At 57.2% G+C, this 12708-nt stretch carries 7 protein-coding genes; 5 read left to right on the top strand and 2 right to left on the bottom strand.

Going from position 1 to position 12708, the window contains the following annotated elements; all coding sequences use genetic code 11:
- Window positions 1–12: 12 nt before the first annotated feature.
- Window positions 13–876 carry an amidohydrolase family protein gene (locus tag P5540_14485; protein HRT66022.1) on the bottom strand — a complete coding sequence of 288 codons (864 nt, stop codon included), beginning with the start codon at window positions 874–876 and terminating at the stop codon, window positions 13–15.
- A gap of 5 nt (window positions 877–881) precedes the next feature.
- Entirely contained in the window at window positions 882–2186 is a 1305-nt protein-coding gene (locus P5540_14480) for a hypothetical protein (protein ID HRT66021.1), read from the bottom strand.
- A gap of 272 nt (window positions 2187–2458) precedes the next feature.
- On the opposite strand from P5540_14480, the gene P5540_14475 reads away from it, so the two are divergent.
- From P5540_14475 to P5540_14455, 5 genes are all read left to right on the top strand, one after another.
- The gene (locus P5540_14475; protein ID HRT66020.1) at window positions 2459–6274 is read left to right on the top strand and encodes a hypothetical protein; all 3816 of its coding nucleotides are present in this window, start codon (window positions 2459–2461) and stop codon (window positions 6272–6274) included.
- A 106-nt stretch (window positions 6275–6380) separates the two neighbouring features.
- The gene (locus P5540_14470) at window positions 6381–9758 is read left to right on the top strand and encodes a beta-galactosidase (protein ID HRT66019.1); all 3378 of its coding nucleotides are present in this window, start codon (window positions 6381–6383) and stop codon (window positions 9756–9758) included.
- A gap of 304 nt (window positions 9759–10062) precedes the next feature.
- Entirely contained in the window at window positions 10063–10764 is a 702-nt protein-coding gene (locus P5540_14465) for a hypothetical protein (GenBank protein ID HRT66018.1), read from the top strand.
- Window positions 10761–11516 carry a hypothetical protein gene (locus P5540_14460; GenBank protein ID HRT66017.1) on the top strand — a complete coding sequence of 252 codons (756 nt, stop codon included), beginning with the start codon at window positions 10761–10763 and terminating at the stop codon, window positions 11514–11516. The genes P5540_14465 and P5540_14460 overlap by 4 nt, the downstream gene beginning before the upstream one ends.
- An 89-nt stretch (window positions 11517–11605) precedes the next feature.
- Window positions 11606–12619 carry a 2-dehydropantoate 2-reductase gene (locus P5540_14455; GenBank protein HRT66016.1) on the top strand — a complete coding sequence of 338 codons (1014 nt, stop codon included), beginning with the start codon at window positions 11606–11608 and terminating at the stop codon, window positions 12617–12619.
- Window positions 12620–12708: the final 89 nt, after the last annotated feature.

Genomic DNA, 12708 nt, shown 5'->3' with positions numbered 1-12708 from the left:
TTGTTTGATAAATCATTGGACGGGAACCATTCGCGCCGCGTTCCGCCCGTATATTTTCCGAAGCGTTTCGTTTGGCAACCCCAGTCCATCGAGAAATTCCCGGTGCGCGTTGTCGAAAAAATCACGTGCGTACAACAGACGATCCTGAAATTCGAGAATGAAATTCACGGCAAATTCAGGGTCGCGTTTGAGGGCATTTAGACCCGAACCCGCCGATAAATCCCCGTGGAGGTTGGGGCATTCCCGGAGCAATTCCGGCACCCGTCCGCCGGGAACGATCGGACCTTCGGGATAGGACTTTTTGGCATATTGATCGTCACGGGAAATATGGGCCCAAAATCCGGGGCCGTGACCCAGGAAAACGGTGTCCGGACATGCCCGAACCGCCCGCGCAAAAGGTTCGATGCCGCCTCCGTACCAGTAATTCGGACGCGGATAGGTCTGTCCGGTGTCGAATTCGTAGTCTATGTGCACGATGACGGGCAGTCCATGATCCCCACAGAAACGGTACATGCGGATGGCGTCGAGGTTGTCGTACATCATGCGCAGCTTGAGTTCGCCATAGACGCGCACGCCGTGGGTGTCTATGGCCGCTTGGAGCCGATCAATGGATTCGGGCCGACGCGGATCGGGCGCATAGCCGAGTATGAAACGGTCCGGCGCCTGTTGCACATAAGAAAGACAATGTTCGAAAGGGATTGGGCCGGACGCTCCGGGACGCGGAATCGCCCGGTTATAGTTCGGATCATACTCGTCGGCCGGCGCTTCCCAACTCAGGATCCATGTCTTGTCTATTCCGTACTGATCCATGTTTTCGATGAATCGCTTCAAATCGTGCTTGTGCCAATCGGGATGGTTGTGGGCATCAATGATCATCGTTGTCATTTCCCCTGCAATTTCACATGGAACCGGTTTTCGCCGGCTTGAAGTTCGTACCGGAGAAACAGCAACTCGCGCGGCAAAATCTTGCCCTCGACGAGACCCGGCGCTTCCGCAATCTGATAGAGCGAGTAATCCTTCCAGAGCGCCAGACCGTAAGGCATTGAACGGTTTGAGTTTACCAGAATTTCAATATCGCGATTCCAGCCGAAGCGGGTATCGTGGGCCAGCCGCGTTCGCGGAATGTCCGGTTCGGCGAAAAACTCGCCGTAGACGTAGGGCCGGGCATAGTTTCTGATACATACCGGCTCGACTTTCCCCTCGATGAACATCATTTGCGCGCCCCGGTCGTAGTAAAGGAACGTTTTGGGCCATGGTCCGACGGGCGTGCTCCATGCGTAATCCGGATTATACGGTTTGGTGGGCGTATCTTCCCACAGCATGTAGGATGAAGCGGTATGATTGTACCGTTCCCGATAAAGCGCGGCCGCTTCGGGCAGTGTCATCATCGAAGCGCGGCCCTTGAGATAGGCGGCGAACCGGTCGAGCATGACCGACGCCTCGCGGATATCCTCGTCGGTGTAGCATTGGCACAAGGTGCGTTCCATCTCGTGGGCTTCCTGATGCTGAAGCAGGAAAACGTGATCGTTGTAGCGGGTGTTGCGCGCATAATTCTCGGCCATGCGTTCCCAATAGGCAATATCTTCCCAAGAACAAAGTCCCCCACGCCCGACATCGTTTGGATCGGTTGAATATAGACACGGATTGCCCGAATGGAAACTCTTGAGCAGGTCGCGCGCGGTCCATTCCATGGCGATGACGCCTCGCCCCCGCGCCGGCCGCAGCCGTTGCGCCCGGTCCATGTAATAGAACCCCCACGGACATCCGCGATCCGTGATGGCATCCACGTCTATCTGTTCCCAGCAGAAACCCCAAAGCCCCTCAAAGCCAGCCTCTTCGAGAACGGCGGCAATTTCGGGATCCGTATGGCCGCCTGCGGCGATCGTACCGTTAGACCATGGAAGCGCCTGCAACACGGCTTTACGTTCAGCGGATACTTGGGCCTGTTTGTCCTTGAGCGTGCCCGAAAGCGGCGGCATGTGGACAGCGATGTCATCCCCTTGGTCCGCATGCCATCGCGCAAGGCAATCGGCGGCGATGCGGGCTGATTCCCGGCCGACAATCCAAGTGATCTTCACGCCGTGCGGATGCAACGTGTCGGCAAGAAGCCGCATACCGTCCAGACTCGTTGCGCCGTTTTCATGTCGGGCGGCGTAACTTGCAAACAGGTAAATCAACCGGCCCATGATCGCCTCGCTTTCCATGGGCGACTGTATCGCAACAGGCCAGGGATTCGCAAGACGACCGGGGCGTTGTCGAGGAAACCATTTCGGAGAAATTCCAGGCCGGATGCCTTGCGGGGTTTGGGTGGCGCAATCGTTTGCTTTATGCGCATAAAACGGCTATAGTGAATGTGACGGTTTATGATATCAAGCGATGGTTTTCCATAGAGGGCCATGGTGTTGGTTTTCATGGGTTGGATTCGTACGGGAAGTCGAAACGAGCAGGCGGAGCGCGCGTGATGACGCATAGGCGGTTCCTCCGTCGAAGGGTGTGGCGCAAGAATTTTTTTACGGCCCTCGCCGTGGTCTTGCCGGCCTGTCTCACGGCCTTTGCGGACGATGGTGTTCCCAAAGATGATGAAGCCCCGATGGTCGAGGATTTGAACTTCATTTCGGGCCTTCGGGGACCGGGGGGGATACTGGCCCCGTATTTTGCCCATAAAGATCTTGACGCGGACGGCATTCCGGACGTATTTGAGGCGGGTCTCTTGAATGCGTTGTTGGATGAACCGCTTCATCCATTGCGGTCCGCGGCCAAGCAGGGTTTCCAGGATTGCTGCGACAAACTCTGGAAGACCAACGAGGGGGCCGCCATGATTGAACTGTTCACCTTCTACATGGGAAACAGCGCGCAGGGCCGCGATTTCGCCGTCTGGGAAATGGCCGTGGATCAAAACGTCCCGGAAAATTTCAGGCGGCCCTACGCGCTCATTGAAGAATACAGCATTGCGGCCTATGGATTGATCACCGGATCGGACGATCTGGATTTGGACGGAAAGACGAACCGGCAGGAGTTTCTGGAGGCCTGCGCAAAGTTTGGGTTGGATGGTGCGAATTTCAGTACATGGACCACGGCCAACTGGGGCGTGGCTTATGTAAACAATCTAAACACGACCGGCAATGACGACGTCATGGCGTCGTTTATTGCCGGGACGATTACCCCTCCCTCGCTGCCGCGCACAATAACAGGCACGGTTACATGGAATGGGGCCGGTTTGGGCGGGGTGGTGATCAACGGCTTGCTGGGAAGCCCCGCAACGGATTCGATGGGATTTTACAGCGCCAATACGACCAATGGATGGTCCGGAACGGCAACGCCCTCAAAGCCGGGATTCACGTTCGATCCGCAAGCCCGGATCTACACTTCGATAGCCGTGGATTATTCCGCGCAGGATTTTGTCGCGCAACAGGTTACCTACGATGTAACGGGGCGTGTCACTTGGAATGGCAAGGGGCTGGAAAACGTGATTTTCACAGGGCCGTTGGGCGATGCGCTGTCCGCAAGCGATGGATCGTACACCGTGCCGGTGCCCTATGATTGGTCGGGCAACCTTTCGCCGATGAAGGACGGTTTCACCTTCTCGCCCGCAACGAAAACCTATACCAACGTGACCTCCGCCCAATCCGCGCAAAATTATACCGCCACGCAACTCACACGCACCATCAGCGGGCATGTCGAATATCTGGGCGCCCCCTTGGTGGATGTAACGCTTCAGGGTCTACCCGGCAATATAAAGACCGGATCGGACGGCATCTATATCGGCACGGTGCCCTACGGCTGGAGCGGAACCGTCGTGCCGGTGCTAACGGGATACGTGTTCGATCCCCCCTCCATTTCGTATGTTTCGGTCACGGATGCCCAGCGACAGCAAAACTATGTCGCGTCCCTCGCCCAATTCACGATATCCGGCATCATTTTGATGAATGGCATGCCGGTGTCCGGTGTGACCATGCAGGGCTTGCCGGGAAGCCCGGCCACCGGACCGGGTGGTTTTTATAACGCCTCCTTACCCTATCAATGGAGCGGAACAGTCACGCCGGTCAAGACGGGGGTGACGTTCGATCCGCCGTCGCGGACCTACTCGGGCTTGGCCGCCAGCCAAGCCAACCAGGATTTTACCGCCACGCAAATCATGCGAACGATTGGCGGAACGGTCAGGTCTAATGGAGTGGGCCTTCCCGGCGTGGCATTTGGAGGCGTTGCCGGCGCCGCTCCCAGCGATGCAAACGGCGTGTATGCCATCAGTGTCCCCTACGGATGGTCCGGAACAATTACGCCCATCAAGGAAGGTTACACCTTCAATCCCGATGCGCACAGTTATGTCAATTACATCGTTTCGGTGTCGGATGAAGATTATACGGCAACCTTGATCACGTTTACTGTAAGCGGGCGTATAACCGTGAACGGGACGGGGCTCGGCGGAGTCGTCTTGCAGGGCTTTCCCGAATCGACGACAACGGGTCCCGACGGCGCTTTTTCGACAACGGTGCCCTACGGGTGGAGCGGTGTCATAACGCCCGTTTTGGAGGGATATTTATTTACTCCCGCATCGAAAAGTTATTCTGTGGTCACAACCGCTCTTTCCTCGCAGAATTTCACGTCATCACTTTCAGCGTTTAGTATTTCCGGAAAGGCGACTTGGAATGGCGCGGGGTTGGAAGGCGTCACTTTGCAGGGGCTGCCCGGCAATCCGGCCACCCAAGGAGATGGAACCTATAATGTCAGCGTGGCGTTCGACTGGTCCGGCACGGTAACGCCCCGCAAGACGGGTTTCACCTTTGCGCCGACTTCGAGGGAATACAGCAAGGTCCAATCCGTGCGAACGGATCAGAATTACACGGCCACCCAAATCACGAATACCGTATCAGGCGAAGTGACTTGGGGAACACGCAAACTGGCGGGTGTGTCGTTGCAAGGCTTTCCATCGCCTGTAACGACCGACAACAACGGCGCGTACGCTGTGCAGGTTCCCTATGGATTCAGCGGAACCGTCACGCCCAATAAAACCGGATATGAATTCGATCCGCCCTCGCGGATATACGACACCGTGATCGCGCCCCAAACCGCCCAAAACTTCACCGCTTCACCCACGGTGGATCTTTTTATTGCCAGTCCCCGGGACGGTTCGACGTTGTATGTCGTTGCCGGTTTGGCCAAAGTACGGCTTCTTTTTGCGATGAATGCGCCTGCGGAGGTCTCACGTGTTGAATATTCCATTGACGGCAAATCGGTCGGCGACGCCACCACTCCGCCGTTTCTCGTCGAAACCGACTGGTCGCCCGTTTCCGCGGGCATCCATACCGTGGACGCATCCGTCACCTTGGCGCCCTACCCGGATCGCTTGGGTGCTCAAGCGCAATTCAACGTCGAGATCATCGCACCAGTCAAACAGGATTCCGACGGCAACGGATTGCCGGACGATCCCTTCGCGACCCTCGCAAACGACGGCGACCGGTGGCTGAATATCGTGGATGTTTCCGGCGCGCAGGGCAAACGGTACATCGAACTGGTGCGATTCAATTCCGATGATCCGATTGTGCCCGATACGCTTCCCCTGATCGTTTCCATTCTTCGACGGGATGCCATGTCCCGTTCCATTCGCGTGACCGCGTCGCGCAATGTGCTCTCCGGCGCCGAATCCGGCATTTTATTGCTGGAAAGCGCCGACAGTCTGGATGCCCTTTTGGGCGCGACACAGGCCGCCGCTATGCGCCCGGAACCCGAACGGCGCATCCTTGTGCCCGGCGGTCAATACGTGGAGGCCAGCGTCTTGGCAAGCGCCAACGGGGGCGCGTCCTTTGCCGAGATTCCCAACGCGCGGGTTTCGCTCAATCCGTTTCGCTTCGAGATGACCGGAATCGTGCCGGATCCGGCCATGAATCCGGCCCTGTACAGCCATGCCACCGACGTTCAAAAAACGCCGGAAGCCGGTCTTGCGATTCACGCGGGATCGGCGGGATGGTCTACCACGGCTATCGCGAATCCGGTTTTCACGACCAGCACGTTTCGTTTCGATGCCACGGCCTTGTCCACCTTTGCTCCCTATCAGGACTCAGGCGAGGGCGAAGGCGAGGGTGAAGGCGAGGGCGAAGGCGAAGGCGAAGGTGAAGGCGAAACGACAACGTGTATTGGCGGCCGTCTCGATTTATCCCCTCCCTCTCCCCCACGCCACGCTTGGGCCGATCTTGCCCTTCTCGCCGCCTCATCCATGCTAATGGTTGATATGGCGCGTAAGAAAAACACCGCGGGTAGAACAAAAACGATAGAATAAGGGCATGATTTGCCGAATCTGTCCTCTGTTCGCTTAGACAATATCGTTTCGAGTCCCGCTTCAAGTACGATGTCTAGTGTCCAATACGATCGGAAATGAATGGCGAATGCAACGACTGTTTTGTATTCTTGCAATAGCGATGGGGCCTTTGGCTTGGGCAAGCGACGTTTATTATCGCCCTGCCCCGTTGCCGCCGGTGGCATGGGGCGTTCCGCTGGTAGGCGGGCCGGTACGCGCGTTGTTCGTCGGCCCTCCGGACGGACTTCGGGATGCAGACGCCTTGGCCGCGCGCCTGTCCCTTCGATACGAAACCATTGCCGCCTTTGAACAGGGGATTGCCCCTTTGCGCGAGCGTCTCGGCGAAAAATTCGACGTGTTCGTGTTCGGGGGATTTGAATTTACGCAATTGCCCGACGACATTTGGGATGCGATGGCAAACCGGGTTGAGTCGGGAACCGGGCTGGTCCTGACCTATATGCCGTCATCGCTGCCTGAACCGTTGAAGGCGTTGCTTGACAGAGCCGAGGCCGCAACGGATGCGGAGAGCATTACGCGCGGCATAGGCGCCTCCATGACGCCGGAATGGCCCACAAACATGGATTTCGTGTCGGCATGGCATTGCGGCGCCGGCCGCATCGTCAAATTATCCTATCCAGGCGAACGCCCCTTCTATCACATGCTGGCCCCGCCGCTGACGGATCCCGGCCATGCCCGCGACGATTTTTTCGATGTCTATTTGTCCCTCGCCGCCAAGGCGCTTCGATGGGCTGCGGGGCGCATGCCCGCTGCATGGATCACGCAGGTTGAACGCGAGAATCCCTCCGGACCCTCGAACAATGAAATCCCGCCGGATTTGCCCCCTGAATATGTCGAGCAAATGCGGGCCGCCGCCATGACGCCGCTGTATCAAACGTACTTGATCCACTTCAATGCGCCGCTGAATAAACGCTATCGGGTCCAAGCGCAGGTTCGTGAACCGAACCGCCCTTTGCGACTGCTGTATCCCAAGTTGCCGCGCACGAAAAAAGGCCAGGACACGTGTCGTTTGGATCTGCCGCTGGGGCCGGGGCGTTATTTTCTCGATCTATGGATTATGGACAAAAAAAACGTTATCGAGTGGCATACCGAAGCCGTCGAATGGGCCGGCTGGCCGGTAATCTCGGATGTGGTGTATTCCAAGGGTCATCTAATGCCCAACGACGCGATGACGGTTGCCTTGAACGTCCAGCCGAAATTATCCGGAGGCGTCCCGTTGCGCCAACAGCAGCCTTGCTCCGTCTATGTGCGAGCGACTGATTCGCTGGGACGTCTCGTGGCCGAAGGCCGGAAGGAATTGGGCGTGGAGGCGGAACGGGTCGAAATACCGCTGGCCTTTGCGGATCTGATTGCCAACATGGTCAAGATCGAAGTGTTCGCGGCCGATGTGGCGGCGTCCCGGTTCACACGCTGGGATTTGAACCGCGCCACGTATACCTCCGTATATCTGCCCGTGCGGGCGCCGCGCACGGTATGCGGATTCAGCCTGGTGGCCGACATGCCGGGCGCATCGGATTATAACGCACGATCGCTGCTGCACGAACTTATTCCGCTTGGATTCGATTCGGTACATATTCCGGCAACAAATGAGGGCCGGTTTTATCTCGCGGCCTTGGGATTGAACCCCATTCCCGAAGTCGCCCGTTATGTCCCGGAATCCGTTGAAGCGCCCGGTATTCGCATCCCATGCCTGAGCGATCCGGTTTTTTGCGATGAGGATATCAAGCGCATCCGTGAACAGGCCATGCCGTTTTGGGCCGTCGGCAGCGACCTCTATGGACTTGGCCGGGGAAACCGGCTTGGACCGCTTGTGAAAAACACCATGAATCCGTCCGATGCCAAATCCGGTTTGGCGCCTTCACCCAGTGAAGAAGTATGCCTGTCGCCGGCCTGTCTTAATTCTTTTCAGACTTGGTTGCGTAACCGATATGGATCACTCGATGCACTGAATCGCGCATGGGGCGCCTATTTTTTACATTGGGAAGACGTGGCGCCGTCGGTGCGCAGTGCTTTGCATGGATCAGAACGTTATGGGGCATGGCTCGATTGGCGGCTGCACATGGATGCGATCCTGCTTGACACACATGAACGCGCTGAAACGGTCATCCGCAACATGGACGCGTCGGCGTGTGCCGTCCCGGTGTTGATGGACGCGTTCGGTCCCGAGGCGGGCGTTGATTGGTGGCGCATGGCCGGCGCTTTGGACGGATTGGTTATTCCGAACGATCCCATCGCCTTTGAAACGGCGCGAAGTGTAAAAGATTTAAATCCAAAACCATTGCCCTTTTATCGGGGACTGCATGTTTCCACAGTAAACAATGAAGCGGAGGCCCGCTGGCTGCCATGGCATGCCGCGTTGCATGGAATGAACGCCTTGTGGGTTGATACACGAGAAATCTCCGCCAATACCGGCAACCTTTCCGCGATGGCGAGCGCGGTTACCGATTTGAAGTACGGGCTGGGCGCCGTGCTGCGCGATGCCCGGCGTCCCCCGGCGCCTGTCGCGATCGTTTACAGCCAGGCAAGCCGCTACCTCTGCGCCGCCAATCCGGAATTGTCCGATACGGATGCCGCGATGCGGGATGTGATGTATGTGCTGGATCGGAGGGGATATGCCCACGACGTCGTTTCCTGCGAAGAACCGGCGCTCCCGGACTTGAAGCCCTACCGGATGCTGTTGCTGCCCGGTGTGCATGCGTTGTCCGACGTCGCTTGCAAGGCCATTCGCGAGTTTCAGGAGTCGGGCGGCCATGTTTGGGCGAATGTTGTCCCGGGGCGATACGACGATCGCGGCGCACGCCGTGGAAACCCGCTGGATTTCGTGCCATGTGCATCGGATCTTGAAACCTGTCTTTCGGAAGCGCCGGAAATGCCCCCAATCGCTTGTGTGTCGTGCGGCGGAACAAACCGAATGGATGGTGAGGCATATCGGTTTGACTATGGGTCTGCCACGATTCATGCGTTGCTTCGCGCGCCCGATGCGGCCAATCCGCCTTTGTCGAAATGGATCCTATCACTGGAAAAAGATGTGGTCGCCTACGATGCGGTGCGAGGACGCCGCCTCCCCCATTCCCGGAACATTGAAGTCAAACTGGCGCCGGGTGCCGTTTTCGTCGCAAGCGCGTTGCCGTATGTCGTAACGAACCTTCGCGTGAATACCTTGCGTTCCATCGAGAGCGGACGCCGGTTGCCTGTCGGCGTAACCGTTGAAACCGACGGTCTCCCCCCGGATCGGCACGTCGTTCATCTGAGCATCCTCAGAAACCAGACGCAACGGCTTGCCTATTACGATCGCGTCATTGAATGTCCAAAAGGTCAAGGATCGGCGTATGTGCCGCTTGCCCTCGACGAACAGGCCGGTTCGTACGCCCTGGAGGCGCGCGACGCGCTTACCGGCGTGTCGGCGCGGATCCTCTTTCAGGTTGAGCGCAGGCCGTCTATCGGGTAGCACATGGCCCAAGGCGTCCGATTTGTTCCCGATAAACCAAACCGTTTACACTTTTCCAACGCGAGTTATCCCGGAGCGGCGTGGCCGCGTTAGGAGAGTATCGGTGGGACATGAAGCACAATTCGAAACACGCAGGATACGCGAGGCATATCGAAATCCACACCCAAGACGACTCCGCCGAAATGCCTCAGTCAAAATGGTTGTGCATCACCTACAAAAGCTGTGGTCAAAGGGACCTATGCACCGGCTCGTCAATCCGGTGTTGGGACCGATTCTTCTCCTGTTGGCTACCGCAATGGTTTTCATGCCGGCGACGGCTTGGACGCAGGACGCCCTTGGCGCCGTGTTCAGTGGGAGCCTGGTCAATCCCAAGGTCGGCGCATGGGCATGGTACGATTTGACCGGCCGGGACGAACAGACCACTTTTCTCCTGCGGCTTGCCATTGTCGGCTCCGAAAAACTAAAAGAAAAAGAAGCCTACTGGCTCGAGGTCCAAGTTCTGCCAACCCTTGGCTATGAAACTGTCTATAAGCTTCTATTGACCGGTCCCGCAAAAGATCCGGCCAACATCCGGAAAATTTTTCTTCGGGATGGCGTCAATCCGGTCGAAGAAATTCCGGTTTCGAGTATCGTTTCCAAGGATGACGGAAAAGACAATCCGGCCTTGACGGACAATCAGGAAAAGAACCTCGTGGGCACGGAAGAAGTCAAGACGCATGGGGGAATGCTCGAGGCCCAACATTATGTAATGAAGATGGACGGCAAAATGGTGGACCTATGGCTGAACGACTCCATCGCTCCGATGGGCGTCGTGCAATTGAAGTCCGACCATGGCGTGCTCGTCCTGCACGACCACGGAGTCGGTGGACCCAATGCCGAAAGCGTTCTTGACAAACCCTCGATCCAGCGGGAAAATGCCGGCAGCGACATGAAAGTGGATATGCACGTCGAAAAAAACGACAGGCCCAAGAAGGAAAAGGTCCAAGCGAAGGAATCCAGGCCATGAAGAAAACAGACGGCTTCCGTTTTCACGGCATCTTCGCGCTGGCCGCCTGCATAGCCCTTCTCCTTTTGCTTTCCGGATGCCAGACTACTCGCCGTGACGGTAAAACGCCGGAAAAAACCGCGGTTCCCGTGGAGTTTCAGCCGGCCGCCTACATCGCGCCTGTCCAATTGGTCCATGGACGGTACACGGACATTTTTTCGCCGGATTCCTACGGGGTGTGGCTTGGTTCCGAAGTTACCGCGCAACGTGAGATTCAAGCCCGCGCGGAAGGCGATCCGCCCGACCCAAAATTAGCCATGGCGATCAACCGCCTGACGCGGAACTTTCTCGTGTTCGAGTGCCATTTGAGTTCAGCCTTTGCCGATATGAGCATTGCCTACGATGCGGTCGGATTGCGCAATATCGCCGTGTATCTCATGACCCCTGCCGGCGGCCGCTGCATGCCGTCGCAAATCGTTGTGGGGTCCCGTGCGCACGAGGAGCGGCAGCAGGCGCTGCGCAAGTACTCGCGCACCTGCCTGGTCCTCTTCGCCAAGCAAGACCTGTTTTCCGGCCTGCCCGCCGTAGCCCCGCAAACCACCTCCGTGCGGCTCGTATTGGAGGGGTTCGGATCGATGTTCGTGATGGAATGGCCGACTGCCTCGGAAGCGGTTCCCTTCGCGTCATCCGGACCGGACGCATCAAAAGCCTTGCGGACACGATTCAAGGAAATGGGCGATCTCGCCCTTCGGATCTCGCATATTTTCGACTGATCGGCTCAAACGGTTTTGCCGATCCGCGCATGGGAAGACTCAAACGTTTTCCCCCTGAAAAGGAAAAACATCCAAAACAAGGAGACCGGATGCGATTGTTGTTGGTAGGACCCGGCGCCATCGGTGCTTCCACCGGTGCGTGGATCGCCGCGCACTATCCCGACATCTGTTTTTTGGCGCGTGGCGTCCATTATGACGCCATCAGAAAAAACGGAATCGCGCTATACCAGGAAGGCGATTCCGAATGGCAACGCATGCCCGTTACCGTGTACGACCAACTCGAAAATGCTCCTGATGTGGATGTCGTGCTTGTTGCGGTGAAAAATTTCAATCTGGCGGCGGCGTGCGAACAGGTCCGCGCGCGGTATGGCGATAACCCCATCATCGTTGGACTCCAAAACGGCCTTGCCAATCAGTCCATCCTGCCCCGGTATTTCAGCAAGGTAATTTACGGCATCGCCGGTTACAACGCATGGATGGACGAACCGGGCGTCGTGGGTTATCAGAAAAAAGGCCCCATCGTCCTTGGCGTTCCCGGCCATGGACTTCCGGAAGGAATCGGGGAAGTCGCCCGCATCATGAACCTGGGCGTTCCGACGGTTGTGGCGGACCGTTTTCAGGATGCCGCCCACTGCAAGGCCGTCATCAATCTGGCCAACAGTCTTGTCGCATTGATCGGCTATGGATACCGACCGATCGATTCGTTTCCGCTTTTTCAGAAAATCCTCTCGAACATGTTGTACGAGGGCATTCAAATTATCCGCGCGGCGGGGTATCGCGAAAGCCGGATCGGCGGCATTCCCGGCTGGGCGCTCATTACGGCCGGCGCAATGCTGCCATCATGGCTCTCGCGTCCCCTGTTTCGACGTAATGTCCGAAAAATGGTGCGTAGCAGCATGTCACAGGACCTCATTCAATATCGCCGGGGCGATTCCGAAATAGACGACATCAATGGATATCTACTGGACCTTGCCGTCCGGCATAACGTGTCGGTCCCATACAATCGCGCCGTATATGCCCTTGCCAAGGAGGAATTCGCCAAGCCGGACTTCCAACCGATTCCCGTCGCCGCGGTTTGGAAACGAATTCAGGAAATGCGGTGAACCGGATAGTCCATGTTTCGATGGGCCGTATTTATTTGTCCCGGTTCAGCGGGAATTGGACAATCGCCGATTTTTCTAAGCGACTACAG

This window comes from Candidatus Hydrogenedentota bacterium (assembly GCA_035450225.1).
GTDB lineage: Bacteria > Hydrogenedentota > Hydrogenedentia > Hydrogenedentales > SLHB01 > DSVR01.
Note: the sequence above shows the minus strand (reverse complement) of the source record. Positions and strands in the feature narration are given on the sequence as shown.